Source organism: Pseudoxanthomonas sp. PXM01 (genome assembly GCF_014851815.1).
In the GTDB taxonomy this organism is placed as follows: domain Bacteria; phylum Pseudomonadota; class Gammaproteobacteria; order Xanthomonadales; family Xanthomonadaceae; genus Pseudoxanthomonas_A.
In genome coordinates, this window is record NZ_JACVAJ010000001.1 from 563,125 (window position 1) to 586,632 (window position 23,508).

Consider the following 23,508-nt stretch of genomic DNA (forward strand, 5'->3'; position numbering starts at 1 on the left):
ATGCACCTGCTGATCAACATCGACGTTCCCGACCTGCCCGCCGCGGAAGCGCTGTACACGCAAGCCTTCGACCTGATCGCCGCGCGCCGCTTCGGCGACGGGGGCGTGGAGCTGCTCGGCGCACAGGCGCCGATCTACCTGCTGCAGAACCCCTCGGGTTCGATGGCCGCCGCCGATAGGCCCCGCGACTACACCCGCCACTGGACGCCCGTGCACCTGGACGTGGTGGTGGACTCCCTTGAACCTGCCCTCGACCGCGCCCTGCAGGCCGGCCTGGTGCAGGAAACCGACATCCGTGAAGCGAACTGGGGCCGCATCGTGCGGCTGGCCGATCCCTGGGGCCATGGCTGGTGCCTGCTGCAGTTCGTCAACCGCGGCTACGACGAGATCGCCACATGATGCTGCGCTCCACCCTGTTCGGCGGCCTGCTCGCCCTCGCGCTGCCTGCCACGGCATTCACCTCCGAGGTTCCTGCTGCCACGGCCTGCAAAGACGACGCCGGCTGGAATGATCCTGCCACGCCGCTGCACGTGTACGGCAACACCTGGTATGTCGGCACCTGCGGCATCAGCGCCTTGCTGGTGACCTCGGATGAAGGCCACATCCTGGTCGATGCCGCCACGCCGCAGGCCGGCCCGCAGATTCTGGCCAACATCCGTGCGCTGGGCTTCAAGCCCGAGGACGTGCGCGCCATCGTGTTCTCGCACGAGCACTTCGACCACGCTGGCAGTCTGGCGGAGTTGCAGCGCGCCACCGGTGCACCCGTGTACGCACGCGCGCCGGCCGTGGGCACGCTGAAGCGCGGTATGCCGGACCGGACGGACCCGCAGCTGGAGGTGGCCGAACCCATGGCTCCGGTGGCGGATGTCGTCACGCTCGCCGACGACGGCGTGGTGCGCGTCGGACCGCTGGTCCTGCAAGCGGTCGCATCGCCCGGCCATACGCCCGGCGGTACCAGCTGGACCTGGCGCGCCTGCGACGGCAACGACTGTCGCCAGATGGTCTACGCCGACAGCCTGACCGCCATCTCCGACGACGTGTACCGCTACACGGACGAAGCGGCGCATCCCGGCTATGTGGCCGCGTTCCGCGCGACGCTGGCACGAGTGGCCGCGCTCGACTGCGATGTCCTGATCACGCCGCATCCGTCCGCCAGCCGCCTGTGGACGCGGATCGGCCCCGCGGCCAATGCGCCGTTGGCGGATCGTGACGCCTGCCGTGCCTACGCGCAGAAAGCCTCCGAGCGGCTGGACAAGCGGCTGGCCGACGAAGCCGAGAAGGCCGCATCCGCACGCCCTTGATCGGCATCAATGTCCCCGGCGTCGCCATCGGCGACGCTACCTTCTCCTTTCCCTGCACGGCGCATCGCCGCGCGATACCGACCCGATGACCAAGAAGACCTCTCCCCGCGCCGCATCGCTTCCGTTCGAGATCGACGCCACCCGTCAGTACCCGCTCGGCATGCCGGCCGACCGCTTCCTGCGCGATTACTGGCACAAGCGTCCGCTGCTGATCCGCAACGCCTTCCCCGATTTCGAGACGCCGGTACAGCCGGAAGACCTCGCCGGCCTGGCCTGCGAAGAGGGTGTGCTGGCGCGCATGATCAGCCTGGACAAGGCGACGGGCGTCTGGGACGTGCGCACCGGCCCCTTCCAGGAAGAAGACTTCCCCGGCCTGCCCGACCACGACTGGACCCTGCTGGTACAGGATGTGGACAAGTGGGACGCCGATGTCCGCCAGCTGCTCGAACAGTTCCGCTTCCTGCCGCGCTGGCGCGTGGACGACATCATGATCAGCTTCGCCGCCACCGGCGGTTCGGTCGGCGCGCATGTGGACCACTACGACGTGTTCCTGCTGCAGGCGCAGGGCGAGCGGCGCTGGATGATCGATGCCAGCGTGGCGATGGGGAAGCCGGCGCCCGACCTCGCCTTCCAGGATGACGTGGCGATCAAGCTGCTGCGCCAGTTCGATCCCACGCACGAATGGGTGCTGTCGCCGGGCGACATGCTGTACCTGCCGCCGCTGGTCCCGCACCACGGCGTGGCGGAGAACGCCTGCCTGACGTTCTCGGTGGGCATGCGCGCGCCGTCGTCGGCCGAGCTGATCGGCGACTACCTGGACACGCTGATTGCCGATGCGGACGACGCCGTCCGTTACCACGACGAAGACCTGACGGCACCGCAGGACCCCAACGAGATCGACGCCCGCGCGATGGAGCGCGTGGTCGATGCCTTGAATGCGCTGCGCATGAACGATCCCGACCTGGTCGGCGACTGGTTCGGCCGCTTCATCACGACCTACCGTGCCTCCGGCGATGTCATGCCGGCGCCGGATGCACCGTCACGCATCGAGATGGAGTGGGACCTGCAGCAGGGCGCCCAGCTGCTGCGCCACCCGTTCTCGCGTTTCGCCTGGCGCCGCCGCCGCAAGGGCGCGACCCTGTTCTGCAACGGCGTCGACTATGTCTTGCCGGTCAAGGAAGCCCAGCAGTTGGCGGCACTGGAAGGCCTGGACGGCAACACCTATGCGGCGCTCAGCGAGGCCGGCCGCGATGCGGTGATGGCGCTGGCAGCGCAGGGCCACTATCAGCTGGCCGTGCCCGACGACGATCCGGACAACGGGGACGAGGACGCATGAGCGCCACGCGCGACTACCACGTCGACACCGTCGACTACGCCGCGGACCCAGGCGTGGTCCACCAGGTGCGGGACGTGGTGTTCGTGCAGGAACAACAGGTGCCGCGCGACCTGGAACGGGACGCGCTTGATCCGCTCAGCCATCACGTGGCGGCCCGTGATGCCTCGGGTACCCCGATCGGGACGGCGCGACTGACGCCCGAGCACCGGATCGGCCGCATGGCCGTGCTGTCGGCCTGGCGCGGTCGCGGCGTGGGCGACGCCCTGCTGGTCGCCCTGCTGGATGAAGCCCGTCGACGCCAATGGCCCGACGTATCGCTGCATGCCCAGGTCGCGGCCGAGGCGTTCTATACCCGGCATGGCTTCCTGCCGGAGGGAGAGCGCTTCATCGAGGCCGGCATCCAACACCAGGCCATGCGGCGCGTGCTGGCCGGACCGGCAGCGATCGCCCGTCGCCACGAGGCCGTGGCCATCACCACGGCGGTCATCGCCCAGGCCCGACGGGCGCTGGTGGTGTACAGCCGTGCGCTGGATCCCGGCCTGTGGGATGCGCCCGCCGTCGTCGAGGCCTTGCGCCGCTTCGCCACCCGCCAGACCGGCGCCCAGGTGCAGTTGTTGCTGCAGGATGCCGCCACCCCGCAGCGGGCATTGGCGCCCCTGATCGGCCTGGGCCAGCGACTGCCCAGTGTGTTCGTATTCCGCGAGGTGCAGGACCCGGTTGACCTGCCCTACACCGCCGCCTTCGTCGCCAACGACGATCACGGTTACTACTTCAGGCCGCTCGGCCATCGCTTCGATGGCGAAGCGGGACTCGCGCACGCAGGCCGCGCGCGCCAGCTGCGCGAGGAGTTCTCGCAGATGTGGGAACGCGCGCGCCCGGTCAGCGAATACCGCGCGCTGGGCATCTGACAGCCCTGTTCCCTCGCGGCAGGCATCGCCCTCACGGGGCCGCAACCTGCGTCTTTAGTCCAATCCGGTTACGCCCCCTTCCCGGCATGGGGGTATAATTTCCCGGTTTTCGCTCATGACCGTGAGACTTCGCGCGACATGGACGGCAAGCGCCCCTCGACTACCCCACAGCACGCCATCACCATCGTGGACAATCTCCTGAAGCAGTTCGCGCAATCCTCGCAGCTCAACGGGGGCAACGCCTCCTACGTCGAAGACCTGTACGAGCAGTACCTCGTCGCCCCGGACAGCGTGGGCCCCAAGTGGAAGGCCTATTTCGACGGATTCAAGGGCCGCGAGGCCGGTGATGTCCCGCATTCGGTGGTCATCCAACAGGTGGCCGATGCGGCCCGCCAGGCCAGCAAGGGCGTGGTCGCGGCCGGCGGTGGCGATGAGCGCGAGCGCAATGTGGGCCGCCTGATCACGGCCTACCGTTCGCGGGGTCACCTCGGTGCCCAGATCGACCCGCTGGGCCTGACCCCGCCGGTCAACCCGCCGGACCTGGAGCTGTCCTTCCACGACCTGTCCGATCGCGACCTGGACAGCGAGTTCAGCACCGGCAACGTCGGCGGCAACTCGCGCATGAAACTGCGCGACCTGCTGGCGCGCCTGAAGGCGACCTACACCGGTCCCATCGGCGTCGAGTTCATGCACATCTCCGAGGTCGAGCAGCGCCAGTGGCTGTACCAGCGCCTGGAGACCGCCGGCGGCCAGTTCGGCCTGTCCGACGATGCCAAGCGCCGCACGCTGGAGCGCCTGACCGCGGCCGAGGGCCTGGAGCGCTACCTGCATACCAAGTACGTCGGCCAGAAGCGCTTCTCGCTGGAAGGCGGCGACGCGCTGATCCCGCTGATGGACACCATGATCCGCAACGCCGGCGAAGGCGGGGTCAAGGACATCGTGGTCGGCATGGCCCACCGCGGCCGCCTCAACGTGCTGGTCAACACGCTGGGCAAGAGCCCGCGCAAGCTGTTCGACGAGTTCGAGGGCAAGTTCGAGCACGACAACGACCTCGCCCACGCGGGCGACGTGAAGTACCACATGGGTTTCTCGGCCGACATCGCCACCCCCGGCGGCCCGGTCCACCTGGCGCTGGCGTTCAACCCGTCGCACCTGGAAATCGTCGACCCGGTCGTGGCCGGCAGCGTCCGTTCGCGCCAGGAACGCCGCAACGACGCCGCGCGCCAGAGCGTGCTGCCGATCATCATGCACGGCGACGCCGCGTTCGCCGGCCAGGGCGTGGTGATGGAACTGTTCCAGATGTCGCAGGCACGCGGTTTCGCCGTCGGCGGCACCCTGCACATCGTCATCAACAACCAGATCGGCTTCACCACCAGCAACAAGGAAGACTCGCGCTCCACGCTGTACTGCACGGACGTCGCCAAGATGGTCGGCGCCCCGGTCTTCCACGTGAACGGCGACGACCCGGAAGCGGTGGTCTTCGTGGCCCAGCTGGCCTACGACTTCCGCCAGCAGTTCAAGAAGGACGTGGTGATCGACCTGGTCTGCTACCGCCGCCACGGCCACAACGAGGCCGACGAACCCGCGGCCACGCAGCCGGTGATGTACCAGACCATCCGCAAGCACGCGACCACGCGCGAGATGTACGCCGCCAAGCTGGAAGGCGCCGGCGTCATCCCGGCCGAGGGCGGCAAGGCGCTGGCCGACGCGTACCGCAACAAGCTGGATTCGGGCGAGTACACCACCGAGCTGGCCAAGCAGAAGGGCGACGAGCTGGCGATCGACTGGTCGAAGTACCTGTCCGGCAAGCTCAGCGATCCGGTCGATACCAAGGTCAAGCGCAAGGCGCTGGATTCGCTGGCCAAGATCATCACCACGATCCCCGCCGGCGTGGCGCTGCACCCGCGCGTGGCGAAGATCTACGAGGACCGCGTGAAGATGGCCGCCGGCGAACAGTTGGCGGACTGGGGCTTCGCCGAGAACCTCGCCTACGCCACGCTGCTGTCGGAAGGCAACGGCCTGCGCCTGGTGGGCCAGGACGCCGGCCGCGGCACGTTCTTCCACCGCCACGCGATCCTGCACGACCAGAAGACCGACAGTTACTACCTGCCGCTGCGCCAGCTGGTGGAGCAGCCGGAGCAGGCCACCATCATCGACTCGCTGCTCAGCGAAGAAGCGGTGATGGCGTTCGAGTACGGCTTCTCGACCACCGATCCCAACACGCTGTGCATCTGGGAAGCGCAGTTCGGCGACTTCGCCAACGGCGCGCAGGTGGTGATCGACCAGTTCATCGCCGCCGGTGAAGCCAAGTGGGGCCGCATCAGCGGCCTGACCCTGCTGCTGCCGCACGGTTACGAAGGCCAGGGTCCGGAGCACAGCTCCGCGCGCCTGGAGCGCTTCCTGCAGCTGTGCGCGCTGGAGAACATGCTGGTCTGCGTGCCCACCACGCCCGCCCAGGCCTACCACATGCTGCGCCGGCAGATGCGCATGACCACGCGCAAGCCGCTGGTGGTGATGACGCCGAAATCGCTGCTGCGCCACAAGCTGGCCGTGTCCACGCTGGACGAGCTGGCCAACGGCGAGTTCCAGCACCTGATCCCGGACGCGACCGCCGACGCCAAGAAGGTCAAGCGCGTCGTGGCCTGTTCCGGCAAGGTCTATTACGACCTGCTGGAAGATGCGCAGAAGCGCGGCCAGGACGACGTGGCGATCCTGCGCGTCGAACAGCTGTATCCGTTCCCGCGCGAGCAGCTGGCCGCCGAACTCAAGCGCTACGGCAAGGCCACCGAGGTGGTCTGGTGCCAGGAAGAGCCGCAGAACCAGGGTGCGTGGTACCAGATCAAGCACCACCTGCAGGCCTGCCTGACCGACAAGCAGACGCTGGACTACGCGGGCCGCCCGCGTTCGCCCTCGCCCGCCGCCGGCCATTTCGCCGAGCACGTCGAGGAGCAGCTGAAGCTGGTCGCCGACGCACTGGTCAACACGCTCGGCACCAGCAACGTCGCCGAATAAGCCCTCACCCCCATTAGAACAAACCACCAGGACGTCCCATCCCATGGCCACTGAAGTCAAAGTTCCGGTTCTCCCCGAGTCCGTCTCCGACGCCACCATCGCCGCCTGGCACAAGAAGGTCGGCGACGCGGTCAAGCGCGACGAGAACCTGATGGACCTGGAAACCGACAAGGTCGTGCTGGAAGTGCCCTCGCCCGTCGACGGCGTGCTGAAGGAGATCAAGTTCAAGGAAGGCGACACGGTGACCAGCCAGCAGCTGCTGGCGATCATCGAGGAAGGCGCCGCGGCCGCTGCGCCGGCCCCCGCCACCGAAGAGAAGAAGCCCGCCGCCGGCGCGCAGGAAGTCCAGCCGAAGGCCGAGGCCGCCAAGGCCGACGCCGCTGCCCCCTCCAGCACCAAGCCGGCCCCGGCCGGCGCCGATGCACTGCCCCCGGGCGCGCGCTTCACCGCCATCACCCAGGGCATCGACCCGGCGAACGTGGAAGGTACCGGTCGCCACGGCGCCGTGACCAAGGAAGACCTGGTCAACTACGCCAGCGGCAAGACCGGCGGCGTGTCCGGTGGCGCGCGTCCGGAAGAGCGCGTGCCGATGACCCGCATCCGCACGCGCATCGCCGAGCGCCTGATGCAGTCCAAGAACTCCATCGCCATGCTGACCTCGTTCAACGAGGTCAACCTGGCCAAGGTCATGGAGATGCGCAAGGAACTGCAGGACGACTTCGTCAAGGCCAACGGCATCAAGCTCGGCTTCATGAGCTTCTTCGCCAAGGCCGCGGCCAACGCGCTGCAGCGCCATCCGATCGTCAACGCCTCGGTCGACGGCAACGACATCATCTACCACGGCTATTCCGACATCTCGATCGCCGTGTCCACCGAGAAGGGGCTGGTCACGCCGGTGCTGCGCAATGTCGAGCGCATGGGCTTCGGCGACATCGAGAAGGGCATCGCCGACTACGCCAAGAAGGCGCGCGACGGCAAGCTGGCGCTGGAAGACCTGCAGGGCGGCACCTTCACCATCACCAACGGCGGCACCTTCGGCTCGCTGATGTCCACGCCGATCGTCAACCCGCCGCAGAGCGCCATCTTGGGCATGCATGCCATCAAGGACCGCGCCATCGTCGAGAACGGCCAGGTCGTCGCCGCGCCGATGATGTACATCGCGCTGTCCTACGACCACCGCATCATCGACGGCAAGGACGCGGTGCTGTTCCTGGTCGACATCAAGAACCAGCTGGAAAACCCGCACCGCATGCTCCTGGGCATGTAATCCGCGCGGCTCCCCACGGGGGGCTGGAAAGGGGCCCTGCGGGGCCCCATTTCCTTCCACGAGATACCGCCACCGTCCACATTCGGACGCCCTAGGCAAAGGACACTGAAATGGCTGAACAATTCGACGTCGTCGTCATCGGTGCCGGTCCGGCCGGCTACCACGCCGCCATCCGCGCCGCGCAGCTGGGCATGAAAGTCGCCTGCATCGACGCCGCGCTGGGCAAGGACGGCAAGCCCGCGCTGGGCGGCACCTGCCTGCGCGTGGGCTGCATCCCGTCCAAGGCGCTGCTGGATTCCTCGCACCAGTACCACAACCTGACCCACCAGTTCGAACAGCACGGCATCAGCGTCAAGGACGCCAAGATCGACGTCGGCACCATGGTCGGCCGCAAGGACGCCATCGTGAAGCAATTCACCGGCGGCATCGCGCAGTTGTTCAAGGCCAACAAGGTCACAGCTTATTACGGCTTCGGCCAGCTGCAGCCGGGCAACCTCGTCAAAGTGAAGCAGCACGACGGCAGCGAAGTCGAACTGAAGGGCACCAACATCATCATCGCGGCCGGTTCGGATTCCATCGAACTGCCGTTCGCCAAGTTCGACAACGAATACATCGTCGACAATGTCGGCGCGCTGGATTTCACCGAAGTGCCGAAGCGCCTGGCCGTGATCGGTGCGGGCGTGATCGGACTGGAGCTGGGCAGCGTGTGGAAGCGCCTCGGCGCCGAGGTCACCATCCTCGAAGCCCTGCCCGATTTCCTCGCCGTCGCCGACAGCGAAGTGTCGAAGGTCGCCGCGCGCGAATTCAAGAAGCAGGGCCTCGACATCCGTCTCGGCGCCAAGGTGTCGAAGACCGAAGTGACCGGCAAGGGCAAGAAGAAGGAAGTCGTGGTCACCTACAGCGATGCCGAAGGCGAGAAGACGCTCACCGTCGACAAGCTGCTGGTCGCCGTGGGCCGCCGCGCCGCGAGCAAGGGCCTGCTGGCCGACGGCACCGGGGTGAAGCTCAACGAACGCGGCCAGGTGGAAGTGGATGCGCATTGCCACACCGGCGTCGATGGCGTCTGGGCGATCGGCGACTGCGTGCGCGGGCCGATGCTGGCGCACAAGGGCTTCGAGGAAGGCATCGCGGTCGCCGAGCTGATCGCCGGCCTGCCGGGCCATGTCAACTTCGACACCATTCCGTGGGTCATCTACACCTCGCCCGAGATCGCCTGGGTCGGCAAGACCGAGCAGCAGCTCAAGGTGGAAGGCGTGGCCTACAAGGCCGGCTCGTTCCCGTTCGCCGCGGTGGGCCGCGCCGTGGCGATGGCGGAACCGACCGGCTTCGTGAAGGTCATCGCGGACGCCGAAACCGATCGCGTGCTGGGCATGCACCTGGTCGGCGCCAACGTGTCCGAACTCGTGCACGAAGGCGTGCTCACCATGGAGTTCAAGGGCTCCGCGGACGACCTGGCCCGCATCTGCCACGCGCACCCGTCGCTGTCGGAAGCGGTGCACGACGCTGCGATGGCCGTGCACAAGCGCGCGATCCACAAGCCCAATTGAGGCCCGCACGGCGGCGACATGGCCGCCGTGATCCGCATGCGCCAGGCGATGCCTGGCGTTTTGCGTTTCTGACAACAGGCTAGACAGGACCTACGACCATGAAGAGCATCTGCGTCTACTGCGGCTCCAACGCCGGCAACAAACCCGCCTACGCCGAACGCGCCATCGCGCTGGGCGACCGCATTGCGAAGGAAGGGCTGCAACTGGTGTACGGCGGTGGCAACGTCGGCCTGATGGGCATCGTCGCCGATGCCGTGCTTGCCGCCGGTGGCGAGGTGATCGGCGTGATCCCCGAACAGCTGGTCAACTGGGAAGTTGCGCACAAGGGCGTGACCAAGCTGGAAGTCGTCGCCAACATGCACGAGCGCAAGAAGCGCATGTTCGACCTGTCGGACGCCTTCGTTGCCCTGCCCGGCGGTTTCGGCACGCTCGACGAGATGTTCGAGATGCTGACCTGGCGCCAGCTCGGCATCGGCGACAAGCCCTGCGCCTTCCTCGATGTCGAGGGCTTCTACTCGCCGCTGATGGGCATGATCGACCGCATGGTCGAAGAACGCTTCCTGCACCCGGAACAACGTGCCGACCTGTGGCACGGCGACGACATCGACGCGATGGTCGCCTGGATGCGCGCCTACGCACCCGCGCAGGCGGACAAGTGGATGGACGAGAAGCGGCGCAAGTCGTTGCGCTGAGTCTTGCTACGGGCGCTTGCTGACGTCACTGGATCCCGGCTTTCGCCGGGATGACGGCAAAACGGATGTGCCTCGACCAGCGTTGGACATAAGGCTGGAACGGCGCTGAATTCCTCTCCTGTCGGCAATCGCACCCGTCATCCCGGCGAAAGCCGGGACCCAGCGGCGTGCGCTTGATCGTGACAGGCGTTCGGAGGAAAGATCGCAGCGTCGAAGGTGCAGGCCAAGGAGTGCCCATGCGTCAGCGCATTCCCTGTGTTTACATCCTTGCAAGTCGACGGAACGGGACGCTCTACATCGGCGTCACCTCTGATCTGCCCTCGCGAGTCTGGCAACACGAGAACGATCAGGTACCGGGCTTCACGCAGCGCCATCGTGTCCATACGCTGGTCTGGTACGAAGCCCACGACACCATGGAATCCGCCATTCGCCGCGAGAAAGCACTCAAGGAATGGAAGCGCGCGTGGAAGATCAAGCTGATTGAGGACCGGAATCCCTATTGGCGGGATCTGGGCTGCGAAATCCGTTAGGCCGCATTCCAACACAGCACGCCATACTCCCGACCAAAGTCGCAGGGCGTTGCCTTTGCAATTCCGAGGCTCGGCCGCAAGAATCGAGGCCACTGGGTCCCGGCCTCCGCCGGGATGACGAGCGCACCATGAGCCTGCCCACCACCTTCAACGCCTTCCGCATCCACAACGACGACACCGGCTACCGCAGCGGCATCGAAACCATCGCGCTGGACGCATTGAATCCCGGCGAAGTCGTCATCAAGACCGCCTACTCGTCGGTCAACTACAAGGACGCACTGGCCGGCACCGGCAAAGGCAAGATCCTGCGCCGCTTCCCGTTGGTGGGCGGCATCGACGTGGCCGGCCATGTGGTGGCATCCACCGATCCTGCTTTCAAGGAAGGCGACGCGGTGCTGGTCACCGGCTCCGGGCTCAGCGAAACGCGTGACGGTGGTTACGCCGAGTACGCGCGGCTCGACGCGAAGTGGGTCATCCCCCTGCCCTCAGGGCTCAACCTGCGCGAGAGCATGATCCTGGGCACCGCCGGTTTCACCGCCGCGCTGGCCCTGTACCGCATGCGCGAGAACCGTCAGATACCGGACCTGGGCCCGCTCGCCGTCACCGGCGCCACCGGGGGCGTCGGCTCGCTGGCGGTCGACATCTTCAGCAAGGCTGGCTTCGAGGTGCACGCGGTCAGCGGCAAGCCCGAGAACGCCGCGTACCTGACATCGATCGGCGCCACCGAGGTGCTGGGCCGCGATGCGCTGGCCACCTCGCGCCCCATGGAGTCGGCACGCTTCGGCGGCGGACTCGACAACGTCGGCGGTTCGATGCTGGCCAGCCTGCTGGCGCAGACGACGCCCTATGGCAACGTCGCCAGTGCCGGCCTCGCCGCTACGGCCGATCTCCCCATAACTGTGATGCCCTTCATAATTCGGGGCGTGTCGCTGCTCGGCGTCGCCTCGGCCGGTACCGCGCGCGATATCCGCGAACAGGTCTGGCAGCACCTGGCCAGTGACTGGAAGCCGCGGCATCTGGACACGATCTGCACGCGCGAAACCACGCTGGACGGGCTTCCCGAGGTATTCCGCACCATGCTGGACGGGCGCTCGTTCGGGCGCACGCTGGTACGAATGGGATGAACGGCAGCGGCAGCACGACGGACGTTGTCCGTTGGCCGCCAACCCCATTGTGTTGTCACCGACAAGGTCTAAAATCGGTGGCGGGGAACACTGGGGACATCCATGGCAAAGATTCTGATCGTCGACGATTCACCGTCGCAACTGCTGGGCATCCAGCGCATCGTCGAGAAACTGGGACACGAATCCATCACCGCCGAAGACGGCGCCGCGGGCGTGGAAGTCGCCAAGCGCGAGCTGCCCGACATGGTGCTGATGGATGTGGTGATGCCGAACCTCAACGGGTTTCAGGCCACCCGCACGCTGAGCCGCGAGGCCACCACCAAGCACATCCCGGTGATCCTGGTGACCACCAAGGACCAGGACACCGACCGCATGTGGGGCCTGCGCCAGGGCGCGAAGGCCTACCTGACCAAGCCGTTCTCCGAGGATGAACTGGCCGAAGTGATCGAGCGCATCTTCAACGCACGTGAGCTGCCCTCCGCACCGACGGCCTGATACCGCCGACGATGTATCGATGAAGAGCAGGCTCCGGCCTGCTCTTTTCGTTTCCGCGCCTGCTAGCGCGGGGCGACATACCCGCCCGGCACGCCGCGGGGCGACAGCACGAGTTGCCACAGCTGCGAGCGGCGGCTGCGGAAGGTGGCCATCGAGACCGACAGGTAGAACCGCCACATCCGGCGGAACCGCTCGTCGTAGCGTCGCCCCAGAGCATCCCACGCCGACTCGACATTGGCCCGCCAGGCCTGCAGCGTGCGGTCGTAGTCGGCGCCAAAGTTGTGCCAGTCTTCCAGCACGAACCGACCCTCGATCGCGTGCGTGATCTGCGCCGCAGAAGGCAGCATCGAATTGGGGAAGACGTAGCGCGCGATCCACGGATCGGTCCGCTCCACCGAGCGGCTGCCACCGATGGTATGCAGCAGGAACAAGCCATCCGCCGGTAGGCAACGACGGACGACGTCGAAGTAGTCGCCATAGTTCTTCATGCCGACGTGTTCGAACATACCCAGCGAGAACGCGGCGTCGAACGGCTCGTCGAGTTCGCGGTAATCCTGCAGGCGGATCTCGATCGGCAATCCTGCGCACAACCGCCGCGCGTACTCGGCCTGCTCGCGCGAAATGGTGATGCCGACCCCGTGGACGCCGTACCGTTCCGACGCGAACTTCAATGCCTCACCCCAGCCGCAGCCGATGTCGAGCACCCGCATCAGCGGCCGCAACTGCAGCTTGCGGCACACCAGGTCGAGCTTGGCGTCCTGTGCGGCATCAAGATCCCCGGCATCGCGCCAGTAGCCGCAGCTGTAGACCAGCCGCCGGCCGAGCATGGCGGCATACAGGTCGTTGCCCAGGTCGTAGTGTCGCCGCCCTACCTCACCGCTGCGGCGTGGCGACTGCAGATTGGTCAGCCGGGCACGCAGGGCGTCGAAGACCTCGCCTGCGCCATGCACGCGTTCGTCCACGTGCGCCGCGAGAAGGTGGAACAGCAGTCCGTCGAGCGAGACGGCATCCCACCAGCCGTCCATGTAGCTTTCGCCCAGACCCAGCGAGCCCTGCCCCAGCACGCGGGCGTGGAAGCGCGGGTCATGGACCTGGATGTCCCAAGGGCGGTCGCCATCGATCCGCACATCCGCTTCGGCCAACAGGTCTGCGATCCTGCGCTCGAAGCGGGCGTGCGGCATGGCGGTCAGCGGGCGAACAGCTCCGCGTACGCCGGGGCGACATACGGCAGCAGCAAGGTCGCGGGCACGTCGACCATCTGCGTGCCATCGGCATACGGACCCACCTGGTAAGGCGGGAAAACGAAGCGCAGCGCGGTGACATGGCCCGACGCGTCGAGCACCGGCACGAACTCGCTGAAGTTGCCGGCTTCCGGCTCGGTGCCTTCGTCGATCATCCGGAACGTGCTCTTGATCAACGCCGCCCGATCGGTGGGCGCCAGTTCGTCCTCGTCCGCGCGGTTCACCACTGCGGTATGCAGCTGTTCGCGCACGTAGTCGCTGATCGCCTGCCATCCCTTCGCGTCGGGAATCAGTGCGTCGGCGGTCAGGCGTGCGTCCTGTTGCGGCAGCCAGACGAAGCGTGCGATCAACGGCTGGCCATGCGCGCCGCCGGTGTAGCGGCTGCCGTCGGCGGCCACTGCCACGATGCGCGGGGTATCCACCACCTGCTCGAACGCCAGCGACAGCTCGTAGGGCGCCGATGGCTTGTCGTTGCCGAAAGCCTCGACCGCTTCCATCAGTTCGGCACGCTCGGCTTCCGTGTAGGCGGACAGCGCCTTGGCCAGGCCGGGGTAGCGGTTGATCGAGGCCGGATAGCTGATCCCCAAGACATAGCGATCGTTGGTCTCGATGACGTCCTTCAGCTCGACCGGCGCATCGACCGTCTCGACAGGCGTGGTCACGGGGGGCTGCGGATCGCCGGCCACGGCGGTCGGCGCGGTGGCTTCGCGCTTGCAGGCGGCCACGGCCAGGACCGTCAGCAGGACAAGACCGGCCTGACGGGCCAGGTGGCGGGGCATGGGGGGGAATGACACGTTCGGGCTCCTTCCGCGTGTGATGGCCGTCATTCTAGGCCGCCCCACCGCGGTCCTCCATCACGATCGCGCATCGATCAGATCAGCGTACTCAGGATGCCGCTGGACGTAGGCCGCGGAGTAGGAACAGGCCGGCACCACGCGCCAGCCCTGCGCACGTGCGTGATCCAGCGCCGCCCGGACCAGCGCGGCCGCGACGCCCCGACCGCCGATCGCTTCCGGCACGCCGGTGTGGTCGATGACCATGCGGCCATCCCTCAGCGAGTACAGGAGTTCGGCGTCATGCCCCTCGAGCCGGGTGGAAAAGCGGCGCGCGGCAGGGTCGTGATGGAGGTCGAGGGAAGGCTGGTCGCCGGTCATGGCGGCTCCGTGGTAGGGGACTCACCTACATTGTGACGCAATGCCCGGCTGACCCTTTGGCAGAACTGGACGCGGTGCGTCACATTCACCCTTGTGAAAAGAAGGTTGACGCGCGCGAGCGTGACGGAGTTCTCAAATAAAAAGTTGGCACGATTGCTGCGTGATACGGGCCATAGACCTGCATCTCGGAGTTCCGCCATGAGCCTGATCGACGCACTGCCCGATGTCTCCAATGCCAGCGACTTCACCCTGCTGGAAGGCCTGTACCAGCTCACCGTCACCGGCCACACCGACGCGTGGGAGTTCGAAAAACTCAACAACGCCGTGTACGAGCGACTGATGTCGACCTACTCCGGCAGCGAGACCGCCGGCGTGCACGCTGTGCACTCGTTGATGGACTGATCCACCCGCAAGACACCTACCGGGCGCTCCGGCGCGGCGCAGGGGTCCGCCTTCGGGTGCGACTGCCGCGCCGGAGTCCCGTCCCACCTGCACGCAAGGTGCAGGCAGAACGAGATCCCCCTCCCCCATCGACACGAGCGGCGCGCTCTACTCGCCGCGATGGTCGCGTTTGCCCTGGTTGCGCCGGTCCTGTGTGCCCGCGCTGCCCTGGATCGCTTTCATACGGCTTTCGGCGGCATGCAGTTCGTGCGCCTTGGCTGCCGCCTCATTCGACACGAACCCACCGCCCGTCGTGCCCGGCTGGCCGTTCTGGTCCAATTGCTGCCAAGGCGCGGGTTGGCGGTCGTGTTCGTGCTTCTGTTCCAGCAGTGTGCGCGCCGTGGCCAATGCCTGTGCCGGTGTGGTCTTTCGCGGCGTGCGTTTGCGCGGTGCCGTCTTCTTCGCGGGCGCCTTGCGCGCCGTAGCGCTCTTTGCGACAACCTTCCTCGCCACCGGCCGCTTGGCTGCCGCCTTCTTCACCGCCTTCTTCACAACCTTCTTGGCGGTGGCTTTCTTCGCGACCGCGCGCGTCGTCTTCTTGGCGACCTTGCGTGCCGTCGTCTTCTTCGCGGCCTTCTTGACGGCCTTGCGTGATGCGGCCTTCTTGACCGCTTTCTTCGCCACACGCTTGCCGGCTGCCACCTTCTTCGCGGGTTTCTTCACCGCCTTGCGGACCACGCTTTTCTTGGCCGCCGTCTTCTTCGTGGCTTTCTTGACTGCCTTCTTGGTGGCTTTCTTTGTGGCCTTCTTCACTGCCTTCTTGGCTGCTGCCTTGCGGGTCGCCATGCGCTCCTCCACGGGTGGGACACGCCACCGGGATAGCACGGCCCACCTTCAATGCAGGTGAGCAAAGGCGCAATGGCGGCTTAACCGAAACCGAAACGCGGTTGCGACATCTGCTCGAGGAAGTGCTGCATGACGCGAGGCTCCATGGCGAACATGAAAAGCACGCCGTAGACGGCACCGGCCAGATGCGCGCCGTGATTGGTCCGGCCTCCCCCGCGCCGGTCCATCCAGATGCTGTACCCGACATAGAGCACGGCGAAGATGATGGCCGGCATCGGGATGATGAAGACGATGAGCATCGCCCATGGGTCGATCAGGATGAAGGAGAACAGCAGCGCGGATACCGCGCCCGAGGCCCCCAGCGCGTAGTAGTTGGGGTCCTTCTGGTGCTTGAGGTACGTCGGCAGGATCGCCACCACCAGCGCGGACAGGTAGAAGCCGGCGTACACCAGGCTGTTGCCGCTGAGCCGACCGATCAGGGGTTCCATCAGCCGCCCCACGAAGAACAGCGTCACCATGTTGAACAGCAGGTGCCAGTAATCCGCATGCAGGAAGCCGTGCGTGATCAGACGGTCGTACTGGCGCTGGCGGTCCAGCGCCGGCGGCCACAGGACCAGCCGCATCATCATCGACGGCGTACGCAGTGCCAGCAGGCTGACCACGCAGGTGATCGCGATCAGCAGCAGCGTGATGGGTGCTTCCATCGTCTTCCTCAGGCCGCGGTGCGGTAGTTGTCCTGCATGGGATACGTCCGCGCGTACAACGCGAAGGCCAGTGCCGCCACGAACGCGAAGCCGGCGAAGAAGAACATCAGGAAGGCGTTCTCGGTCCAGCCCTGTGACTGGATCCAGCCGATCACCGCCGGATCGCGGACGCTGGCATTGGTCAGCAGCACCCACAGGCCGCCAAAGCTGCTGGTCAGGTACCAGAACGCCATGATCACGCCCTTCATCGCCATCGGCGCCTGGCTGTAGGCGAACTCCAGCGCGGTCGCCGACACCAGCACTTCACCGAACGTCAGCAGCAGATAGGGCAGCGTCTGCCACGCCAGCGACACCTGCTCACCCTCGTCCATCTGCAGTTGCAGCATGCCGGCGACGATCCACGACAGCGCGGAGATGGCGATGCCCCAGCCCATCCGGCGCAGCGCGGTGACGTTGAAACCCATCTTCCGCAGCGCCGGGTACAGCACCAGATTATTAAACGGGATCAGCAGCAGGACCATCAGCGGATTCAGGGCCTGCATCTGCGTGGCATCCTTCACCAGCCAGCTCGGCCACCACCACAGGTCATGCGGAATCACCATCGCCTTGCCCTGGATGACCCAGGTGGAGGCCTTCTGGTCGAACAGCGACCAGAACGGCGTGACCAGTGCGAACACGATCAGAATGCGCAGTACCGACCGCACACCCTCGATCGCGGCATCCGGGTGCAGACCCCTCGCGCGCTCCAGCTGAATCGATGCACCGAAGCCGACACCCGCGATGATCGCGCCCAGCGCGAGGCAGGCCGTGATGACGAAACCCCACGGTTCGGGCCAGAGGCCGACACCCGCAAACTTCAACGCCCACAATGCCAGCATCACGACCGCAGCCACCATACCGACGACAGCAACCAACGTGCCAAAGCCGAAGCCTTTGACCAGCAACGCGCTGCGCACGATGTTGAGGAAGGAGTCCGGATCGTTGCCGCGCGACGGCGGCACGTTGACGTACTTGTCGCGACCCAGCCAGAAAATGAAAGTCGCGATGAACATCAGGATGCCCGGGATGCCGAACGCCCACGCCGGACCCCAGCTGCGGAGCACCAGCGGCATCAGCAGCGAGGCGAAGAACGAACCGAAGTTGATGATCCAGTAGAACGCGTCGAAGACGAGCTTCGCCTTGCTCTTGTTCGACTGGTCGAACTGGTCGCCGCAGAACGTCACCACCAGCGGTTTGATGCCGCCCGAGCCCAAGGCGATCAGGAACAGGCCGGTATAGAACCCGGTGGCATTGCTCTCGAACAGCGCCAGGCACGCATGGCCGGCGCAGTAGATCAGCGAGAACCAGAGGACGGTGTTGTACTTGCCGAAGTAACGGTCCGACAGCCAGCCGCCCAGCAGCGGGAAGAAGTACACGCCGATGACGAAGCTGTGGAACAGGTCCTTGGCGGCGCCTTCGCGTGCGGCCTGGTCCGGCAGATAGGCCAGCAGCACCGAACTGATCAGGAACGGTACCAGGATGTTGCGCATCCCGTAGAAGCTGAACCGCTCGCACGCCTCGTTGCCGATGATGTAGGGGATCTGGCGGGGCATGCGGCCCTGGTTGGCTTCTGCGGTCGTGCTCATCCGATCTTCCGGTGAAAAAGTCCCGGAAGGTTACCGTATCCGCCCGCACAGGGTCGAACCACGGGCCCCTCGCAAGCAGGCAAATGGGGACTGGGACTGACCGCGATTGCCGGGCATCATGCGCCCCTGCCCTGTTCAGGAATTCCCCATGCTGCGACCGCTCTGCGCCTCCCTGCTGCTGGCCCTGGTACCGCTGGCGAACGCCCAGTCCGCATTGACCACGGTGTCCGAGCGTTCGGGCTTCCTCGAGACCGGTCGCTATGAAGAAGTGAGCGCCCTGTGCGATGCCTTTGCGCGCCAGTATCCGAAGGCCGTGCGCTGCACCACCTTCGGTACCACGCCGGAAGGTCGGCCGATGAAGGCACTGGTGGCCTCCACCAGCGGCGCGTTGACGCCGGAGCAGGCACAGCGTCGCGGCCTGCCCGTCGTGCTGATCCAGGGCGGCATCCACGCCGGCGAGATCGACGGCAAGGACGCAGGATTCCTCGCACTGCGCGAAGTGCTGGAAGGCAAGGCCGCGGCCGGCGCGCTGGACAAGCTGGTATGGGTGTTCGTGCCGGTGTTCAACGTCGACGGCCATGAGCGCTTCGGCGCCTGGAACCGCCCCAACCAGCGCGGCCCGAAGGAAATGGGCTGGCGCACCACCGCGCAGAACTACAACCTCAACCGCGACTACCTGAAGGCCGACACGCCGGAGATGCAGGCGATGCTGCAGCTGGTGCAGCGCTGGGATCCGCTGGTGACCGTGGACCTGCATGCCACGAACGGCGCCCAGTTCGAACACGACATCTCGATCCAGGTCGAGCCCGTGCACGCCGGCGATGCCGGACTGCGCAAGGCCGGCCTGGCGTTGCGCACGGGCGTCACCGAAGACCTGGCCAAGCAAGGCTCGCTGCCCCTGCCCTACTACCCTTCTTTTTTGGTGCAGGACGATCCCACCTCCGGCTTCGAGGACAGCGTGCCGCCGCCGCGCTTCTCGCACGGCTACTACCTGCTGCGCAACCGCATCGCGATACTGGTCGAGACGCATTCGTGGAAGGAGTATCCGGTCCGCGTGCGCATCACCCGCAACACCGTGGTGTCGGTACTCGATCTTGTCGCCCGCGACGGCGCCGCCTGGCTGTCCGCGGCGAAACAGGCGGACACCGCCGCCGCCGGATTGGGTGGACAACGGGAACCGCTGACCTATGTCGCGGCGCCCACGGCACGCACCGTGGATTTCCGTGGTTACGCCTACACGCGCACCAGGTCCGAGGTCTCTGGCGCACTGATGACGCGCTACGACGAGACCACGCCTCAGATCTGGAAGGTGCCGCTGAAGGACGACATCCGGCCGGGCGTCGTCATCGATGCGCCGAAGGCCGGTTATCTGGTGCCCGCTGCCGATGCGGCCTGGGTGGCGACGGTGCTGAAGACGCATGGTGTCGACTACCGCCTGCTGGGCAAGGCGTGGAACGGCGATGCGGGTGCGTTCCGCGCCAGCAGGAGCAGTTTCGGCAGCGGCTCGGTGGAAACCCACCAGCGACTGACGGTCGAAGGCAGTTGGCAGCGGGGGCCGCAGAGCGTGCCAGTGGGCTCACTGTTCGTCCCCATCGCGCAGGCGAAGTCGCGCCTGGTGATGGCGCTGCTGGAACCCCTCGCGCCTGACTCGCTGCTCGCGTGGGGACGCTTCAACAACGCCTTCGAGCGCAAGGAGTACATGGAGGACTATGTGGCCGAAACCGTCGCACGCGAGATGCTGCGCGATCCTGCGGTGAAGACGGAGTTCGAGAAGAAATTGCGCGAGGACAAGGCCTTCGCCGCCGACCCCAACGCGCGGTTGGAGTTCTTCTACCGTCGCCACCCGTCATGGGACGAGCGTTACCAGCTGTATCCGGTGCTGCGCGTGGACGTGATTCCCTGAGGTCCCGCTGCTTCTGTAGGAGCGACGTAAGTCGCGACCTGAAACATTCAGCGCCATCGAACCATCACGTCGGACGCAGGCGTGCGGTCGCGACTTGCGTCGCTCCTACAGGGAGAAATACTTATCCCAAGCGCATCAATCCATACCGCGGTGAGGCGTCACCGCATGTCGTCTCGGTCAGCGGCGCCCCCATCGCGGCGAGCAGGCCGCGCTGCTCCGGCAGCGGCGTACGCAGCATGCCGTCTTCGTAGGCCGCCAGCGTGCGGAACGCCGGAAGCGCCCACGCGCGCTCGAGGAACGCGGCTACGCGCGGCCAGCGCGCGGCATCGACCTGGTAGCGCACGAACACGGCATTGCGGAAGAACGCCGCGATGCTGATGTCGGCGACACACAGTTCACCGAACAACCAGCCATCCAACGGCAGCTGCGCCTCGAGGTAGTCCAGTCCCACCGGCAGTTCTTCTTCGCGGGCCCGCCGCACGACGTCCTCGTCGGTGCCTTCGTTGAACAGGAACCGACGCACGCCCTTCTGGAAAAACATGCGCCAGATGATGACATCGCCAAGATAGGAATCCGCGTACTCCTCCAGCCAGCGCGCCCTCGCCCGTTGCACCGCGTCGGCCGGATACAGCGAAAACTCGGGGAAGCGGTCCTGCAGGTACTCGCAGATCACGGTGGAATCGTTGAGTACGAGTTCGCCATCGATCAGCACGGGGATGCGCCGCAGCGGGCTGAGCCGGCTGAACGCCTCGTTGCCCACGAACGGCGCGATCGGGTCGATGCGGTATGGGATGCCCTTCAGCTCCAGGCAGACCAGCACCTTGCGCACGTAAGGCGACAGGTAGTTGCCGATGATCGTCAGCGGTTCGCTCATGCCGGTACTCCGTCGGGGACGACGGCAGCCTGCGCAACCTGCGGCGCGTGGTCAACCCAGCGCAGTATCCAGCGCCATCATCAGGCAGAAACCGATCGCAAGGCCCAGCGATGCCGTCGCCCCATGACCATGGCGGTTCGATTCCGGAATCACGCTATGGCCGACCGCGATCAGCATGGCGCCGGCGGCGAACGCCAGGCCCCACGGCAGCAGCAGCGCTGAGAATGCCACTGCCCATGCGCTCAGCACCGCTGCGACCGGCTCCGCCACGCCCGACAAGGCACCGATGAAGACCGCCTTGCTGCGCGCCATGCCGGCACCGGCGAGGATCAGCGCCACCACCAGCCCTTCCGGCACATCCTGCAGCGAGATGCCCATCGCCAAGCCTTCCGCCCCACTCAGGCCGCCACCGGCTGCGACACCGACCGCCATGCCTTCGGGCACGTTGTGCAGCACGATGGCCAGCACGAACAGCATCACCCGCGACGGCACGAGGTGCCGGTTCGCGTCGCGCGGATCCTCCACCGTGCTCCGATCCAGCGCCAGCAAAGCCAGCGCGCCCAGCATCACACCCGCACTGATCAGACCGGCCGCGCCCCAGGCCGAATAGCCCGCGCGTGTCGCTGCATCAAGTCCCGGCAACACCAGCGAGAACGCCGTGGCCGCCAGCATCACGCCCGCGCCGAACCCGAGCAGGCCGTCCGCCAGTTGCTGCGGCAGGCGCTTCACCACCCAGACCGGCATCGCACCCAGTGCCGTAGCCAGCGCGCACAGGGCACCGCCCCGCAACGCGCGCCGTATGCCGCTGGCATCGTCCACGGGAATCGTGTCGACCAGCCACAGGGACACCACTACGATCGACAGCACGGCGACCACGAACGGCCACGCGACACTCGCACGGGTATAGGCGAACGGCTGCAGGACGCGATTCATGCGGTTGCTCCATGCCCGGTGCGACGTCGAGGCCGATACTAGTCCCACGGATGCGCCGGCGCTCGTCGCAAAACTGAATCGTCGCGATCGGCGATACCGTTCGCCTACTTGGGCTTGGCGTACTTCCAGTTCCGCATCTTACCTTCGGCCAACCACTCGACCGCTTGCGCCAGCCGGCGTGCACGCGTGTCCTCGCGCTTGGCCCCGGTGATCCACTCGATGTAGTCGCGACGCGCACTCGCACTGAAGCTGTCGAACGCGGCCTTCGCCCCGGGGTTGCCTGCCAGCGCATCGCGCAGATCGGCCGGCACTTCCAATGCGGCGCGCGGTGCGGGTTTTGCGCGCATCGCCGTCGAAGTCGCGCCTTCGTCGATCAGGGCCATCGCCTTGCGCAACAGCGCCGTCAGTTCTCGCTTCGACGGCACGTCCTTGATCGTCGCCAGCCGTCCCAGGCTGCCCATGCCGTCGCGCGCCTTGCCTTCCGTCACCGCCGCGTGCTGCCAGAACCCGAACGACGCGTGCTGCTTGAACGCCGCCATCTGGCACAGGATGCGGCCGCCGTACTGGAACGACGGCATGCTCCATTTGATGTCCTCCTGCACCGACGGGCAGGCTGCATGCACCACGGCGCGCAGGTGCTCGAGAAGGGGACGGGCGAACGGTGCCGCCTTCGCAATGTACGCATCCACGCGCGGATCGTGAGCTGACATGACGGCGACCTCCGGAGTCGCGCCACTGTAGCGCGCTTCCGTGCCGCCGGCCGCGCAACACCGTTTCCCGCGTTGACGAACCATTACGTCCGTCATCGCTAAGCTGGCGGCCCGCCACCGGACCATGAGGAGCGCGTGCGATGTTCCGTCCCCTGCTGACCACCGCCTGCCTGCTCGCGCTCGCGGCCTGCCAGTCGCCAGCCATCGCGCCGACGTCCGGCGACACGTCCGTCGCTCCGCAGCCCGTAACCGCGATCCAGGGCCGCGCCCTCTATCTCGAGCGGATCGCGCCGCCGCCCGGCGCGGTCCTCAGCGTGCAATTGATCGACAACCAGCTGGCCGATACACCTGCCGCGGTCATCGCCAGCGCCGACATCGCCGAGGTCAAAGGCCCTCCGTTCGTCTTCGCCCTGCCCTACGACCCCGCCAAGCTGCGGCCTAACGGGCTGTACGGCCTGCACGCCGGCCTGCGCGATGCCCAGGGCACGCTGTGGTTCGTCACCGACACGCGCGTGCCGGTGACGCCGGGCTCTTCCGCGCCAGTGGAGTTCCGTATGGTGCGAGCCGGCGGCGACCCGGTGGCGCCGGTGGCTGGCACGCCTTGGGAGCAGGCCAAGGCACGCGGCAGCGTGTTCCGCGGCATCGGCACCGAACCCGGCTGGTCGGTGGAAGTCGGCGACGGTACGACGCCTCGCTTGTCCGCCGACCTGGACTACGGCGAACGCAAGGTGGAGGTCACCCAGACCCGCAGGACGTCCGACGGCTACGTCGGCAGCACCGGCGATGGCCTGGCCGTATCGCTGACGACGAAGAAGGAATCCTGCAGCGACGGCATGAGCGACACCGAGTATCCGGCCTCGGCGATCCTGACCGTCGCCGGCAAGACCTATCGCGGCTGCGGCCGCTTCCTGACGGAATGATGCCC

General features: G+C 66.6%; 22 protein-coding genes and 1 pseudogene. 14 read left to right on the forward strand and 9 right to left on the reverse strand.

What is annotated here, in order from left to right:
* The 11 genes and pseudogenes from IB230_RS02485 (at position 1) to pilH (ending at position 12,212) form a co-directional block, all read left to right on the forward strand.
* The gene (locus IB230_RS02485) at positions 1-399 is read left to right on the forward strand and encodes a VOC family protein (RefSeq protein ID WP_192268400.1); all 399 of its coding nucleotides are present in this window, start codon (positions 1-3) and stop codon (positions 397-399) included.
* On the forward strand, positions 396-1,301 hold the full coding sequence (bla, locus tag IB230_RS02490; protein ID WP_225589145.1) for a subclass B3 metallo-beta-lactamase: 906 nt from the start codon (positions 396-398) through the stop codon (positions 1,299-1,301). Before IB230_RS02485 ends, bla begins: the two co-directional genes overlap by 4 nt.
* Positions 1,302-1,386: 85 nt before the next feature.
* Positions 1,387-2,631, forward strand: a pseudogene (locus IB230_RS02495) (cupin domain-containing protein); the annotation flags it as partial.
* A 2-nt stretch (positions 2,632-2,633) separates the two neighbouring features.
* The gene (locus IB230_RS02500) at positions 2,634-3,545 is read left to right on the forward strand and encodes a GNAT family N-acetyltransferase (RefSeq protein ID WP_192268404.1); all 912 of its coding nucleotides are present in this window, start codon (positions 2,634-2,636) and stop codon (positions 3,543-3,545) included.
* A 186-nt stretch (positions 3,546-3,731) separates the two neighbouring features.
* Entirely contained in the window at positions 3,732-6,557 is a 2,826-nt protein-coding gene (locus IB230_RS02505; protein WP_343227280.1) for a 2-oxoglutarate dehydrogenase E1 component, read from the forward strand.
* Between the two features lie 43 nt (positions 6,558-6,600).
* Positions 6,601-7,824: a dihydrolipoyllysine-residue succinyltransferase gene (sucB, locus tag IB230_RS02510; protein ID WP_192268408.1), complete on the forward strand. Its 1,224-nt coding sequence runs from the start codon at positions 6,601-6,603 to the stop codon at positions 7,822-7,824.
* A 110-nt stretch (positions 7,825-7,934) separates the two neighbouring features.
* On the forward strand, positions 7,935-9,371 hold the full coding sequence (gene lpdA / locus IB230_RS02515; RefSeq protein ID WP_192268410.1) for a dihydrolipoyl dehydrogenase: 1,437 nt from the start codon (positions 7,935-7,937) through the stop codon (positions 9,369-9,371).
* Between the two features lie 98 nt (positions 9,372-9,469).
* On the forward strand, positions 9,470-10,063 hold the full coding sequence (locus IB230_RS02520) for a TIGR00730 family Rossman fold protein (RefSeq protein WP_192268412.1): 594 nt from the start codon (positions 9,470-9,472) through the stop codon (positions 10,061-10,063).
* A gap of 236 nt (positions 10,064-10,299) precedes the next feature.
* Entirely contained in the window at positions 10,300-10,593 is a 294-nt protein-coding gene (locus IB230_RS02525; RefSeq protein ID WP_192268414.1) for a GIY-YIG nuclease family protein, read from the forward strand.
* Positions 10,594-10,721: 128 nt separating this feature from the next.
* Positions 10,722-11,717 carry an oxidoreductase gene (locus IB230_RS02530; RefSeq protein ID WP_192268416.1) on the forward strand — a complete coding sequence of 332 codons (996 nt, stop codon included), beginning with the start codon at positions 10,722-10,724 and terminating at the stop codon, positions 11,715-11,717.
* A gap of 102 nt (positions 11,718-11,819) precedes the next feature.
* Positions 11,820-12,212, forward strand: coding sequence for a twitching motility response regulator PilH (pilH, locus tag IB230_RS02535; RefSeq protein ID WP_192268418.1), 393 nt, complete (start codon positions 11,820-11,822; stop codon positions 12,210-12,212).
* Positions 12,213-12,274: 62 nt separating this feature from the next.
* On the opposite strand, the gene cfa is transcribed toward pilH, so the two are convergent.
* From cfa to IB230_RS02550, 3 genes are all read right to left on the reverse strand, one after another.
* Positions 12,275-13,393 carry a cyclopropane fatty acyl phospholipid synthase gene (gene cfa, locus IB230_RS02540; RefSeq protein ID WP_192268420.1) on the reverse strand — a complete coding sequence of 373 codons (1,119 nt, stop codon included), beginning with the start codon at positions 13,391-13,393 and terminating at the stop codon, positions 12,275-12,277.
* Positions 13,394-13,398: 5 nt separating this feature from the next.
* The gene (locus IB230_RS02545; protein ID WP_192271230.1) at positions 13,399-14,232 is read right to left on the reverse strand and encodes a DUF3298 and DUF4163 domain-containing protein; all 834 of its coding nucleotides are present in this window, start codon (positions 14,230-14,232) and stop codon (positions 13,399-13,401) included.
* A 75-nt stretch (positions 14,233-14,307) separates the two neighbouring features.
* Entirely contained in the window at positions 14,308-14,607 is a 300-nt protein-coding gene (locus IB230_RS02550) for a GNAT family N-acetyltransferase (RefSeq protein WP_192268422.1), read from the reverse strand.
* Between the two features lie 198 nt (positions 14,608-14,805).
* On the opposite strand from IB230_RS02550, the gene IB230_RS02555 reads away from it, so the two are divergent.
* The gene (locus tag IB230_RS02555) at positions 14,806-15,009 is read left to right on the forward strand and encodes a hypothetical protein (protein ID WP_062355340.1); all 204 of its coding nucleotides are present in this window, start codon (positions 14,806-14,808) and stop codon (positions 15,007-15,009) included.
* A 147-nt stretch (positions 15,010-15,156) separates the two neighbouring features.
* On the opposite strand, the gene IB230_RS02560 is transcribed toward IB230_RS02555, so the two are convergent.
* The 3 genes from IB230_RS02560 to IB230_RS02570 all read right to left on the reverse strand — a co-directional run bounded on the left by IB230_RS02560 (position 15,157) and on the right by IB230_RS02570 (position 18,163).
* Positions 15,157-15,834 carry a hypothetical protein gene (locus tag IB230_RS02560; RefSeq protein ID WP_192268424.1) on the reverse strand — a complete coding sequence of 226 codons (678 nt, stop codon included), beginning with the start codon at positions 15,832-15,834 and terminating at the stop codon, positions 15,157-15,159.
* Between the two features lie 80 nt (positions 15,835-15,914).
* On the reverse strand, positions 15,915-16,538 hold the full coding sequence (locus tag IB230_RS02565) for a rhomboid family intramembrane serine protease (protein WP_192268426.1): 624 nt from the start codon (positions 16,536-16,538) through the stop codon (positions 15,915-15,917).
* A gap of 8 nt (positions 16,539-16,546) precedes the next feature.
* Entirely contained in the window at positions 16,547-18,163 is a 1,617-nt protein-coding gene (locus IB230_RS02570) for an MFS transporter (RefSeq protein ID WP_192268428.1), read from the reverse strand.
* A gap of 148 nt (positions 18,164-18,311) precedes the next feature.
* On the opposite strand from IB230_RS02570, the gene IB230_RS02575 reads away from it, so the two are divergent.
* Complete coding sequence (locus IB230_RS02575; protein WP_192268430.1) at positions 18,312-20,066, forward strand: M14 family metallopeptidase; 1,755 nt, start codon at positions 18,312-18,314, stop codon at positions 20,064-20,066.
* Between the two features lie 121 nt (positions 20,067-20,187).
* Here IB230_RS02575 and IB230_RS02580 read toward each other — a convergent pair whose 3' ends face one another.
* From IB230_RS02580 to IB230_RS02590, 3 genes are all read right to left on the reverse strand, one after another.
* On the reverse strand, positions 20,188-20,940 hold the full coding sequence (locus IB230_RS02580) for a glutathione S-transferase family protein (protein ID WP_192268432.1): 753 nt from the start codon (positions 20,938-20,940) through the stop codon (positions 20,188-20,190).
* 51 nt (positions 20,941-20,991) lie between these two features.
* Entirely contained in the window at positions 20,992-21,873 is an 882-nt protein-coding gene (locus tag IB230_RS02585) for a ZIP family metal transporter (RefSeq protein WP_192268434.1), read from the reverse strand.
* 104 nt (positions 21,874-21,977) lie between these two features.
* The gene (locus IB230_RS02590; protein ID WP_192268436.1) at positions 21,978-22,583 is read right to left on the reverse strand and encodes a YdeI/OmpD-associated family protein; all 606 of its coding nucleotides are present in this window, start codon (positions 22,581-22,583) and stop codon (positions 21,978-21,980) included.
* Positions 22,584-22,723: 140 nt separating this feature from the next.
* On the opposite strand from IB230_RS02590, the gene IB230_RS02595 reads away from it, so the two are divergent.
* Positions 22,724-23,503 carry a YbaY family lipoprotein gene (locus tag IB230_RS02595; RefSeq protein WP_192268438.1) on the forward strand — a complete coding sequence of 260 codons (780 nt, stop codon included), beginning with the start codon at positions 22,724-22,726 and terminating at the stop codon, positions 23,501-23,503.
* Positions 23,504-23,508: the final 5 nt, after the last annotated feature.

Coding starts and splice junctions, on each gene's coding strand:
- IB230_RS02525 (WP_192268414.1), top strand. CDS start 10,300: ATGCGTCAGCGCATTCCCTGTGTTTACATCCTTGCAAGTCGACGGAAC.
- sucB (WP_192268408.1), top strand. CDS start 6,601: ATGGCCACTGAAGTCAAAGTTCCGGTTCTCCCCGAGTCCGTCTCCGAC.
- IB230_RS02575 (WP_192268430.1), top strand. CDS start 18,312: ATGCTGCGACCGCTCTGCGCCTCCCTGCTGCTGGCCCTGGTACCGCTG.
- pilH (WP_192268418.1), top strand. CDS start 11,820: ATGGCAAAGATTCTGATCGTCGACGATTCACCGTCGCAACTGCTGGGC.
- IB230_RS02560 (WP_192268424.1), bottom strand. CDS start 15,834: ATGGCGACCCGCAAGGCAGCAGCCAAGAAGGCAGTGAAGAAGGCCACA.
- IB230_RS02555 (WP_062355340.1), top strand. CDS start 14,806: ATGAGCCTGATCGACGCACTGCCCGATGTCTCCAATGCCAGCGACTTC.
- IB230_RS02550 (WP_192268422.1), bottom strand. CDS start 14,607: ATGACCGGCGACCAGCCTTCCCTCGACCTCCATCACGACCCTGCCGCG.
- bla (WP_225589145.1), top strand. CDS start 396: ATGATGCTGCGCTCCACCCTGTTCGGCGGCCTGCTCGCCCTCGCGCTG.
- lpdA (WP_192268410.1), top strand. CDS start 7,935: ATGGCTGAACAATTCGACGTCGTCGTCATCGGTGCCGGTCCGGCCGGC.
- IB230_RS02500 (WP_192268404.1), top strand. CDS start 2,634: ATGAGCGCCACGCGCGACTACCACGTCGACACCGTCGACTACGCCGCG.
- IB230_RS02590 (WP_192268436.1), bottom strand. CDS start 22,583: ATGTCAGCTCACGATCCGCGCGTGGATGCGTACATTGCGAAGGCGGCA.
- IB230_RS02530 (WP_192268416.1), top strand. CDS start 10,722: ATGAGCCTGCCCACCACCTTCAACGCCTTCCGCATCCACAACGACGAC.
- IB230_RS02580 (WP_192268432.1), bottom strand. CDS start 20,940: ATGAGCGAACCGCTGACGATCATCGGCAACTACCTGTCGCCTTACGTG.
- IB230_RS02545 (WP_192271230.1), bottom strand. CDS start 14,232: ATGCCCCGCCACCTGGCCCGTCAGGCCGGTCTTGTCCTGCTGACGGTC.
- IB230_RS02485 (WP_192268400.1), top strand. CDS start 1: ATGCACCTGCTGATCAACATCGACGTTCCCGACCTGCCCGCCGCGGAA.
- IB230_RS02585 (WP_192268434.1), bottom strand. CDS start 21,873: ATGAATCGCGTCCTGCAGCCGTTCGCCTATACCCGTGCGAGTGTCGCG.
- IB230_RS02595 (WP_192268438.1), top strand. CDS start 22,724: ATGTTCCGTCCCCTGCTGACCACCGCCTGCCTGCTCGCGCTCGCGGCC.
- IB230_RS02565 (WP_192268426.1), bottom strand. CDS start 16,538: ATGGAAGCACCCATCACGCTGCTGCTGATCGCGATCACCTGCGTGGTC.
- cfa (WP_192268420.1), bottom strand. CDS start 13,393: ATGCCGCACGCCCGCTTCGAGCGCAGGATCGCAGACCTGTTGGCCGAA.
- IB230_RS02570 (WP_192268428.1), bottom strand. CDS start 18,163: ATGAGCACGACCGCAGAAGCCAACCAGGGCCGCATGCCCCGCCAGATC.
- IB230_RS02520 (WP_192268412.1), top strand. CDS start 9,470: ATGAAGAGCATCTGCGTCTACTGCGGCTCCAACGCCGGCAACAAACCC.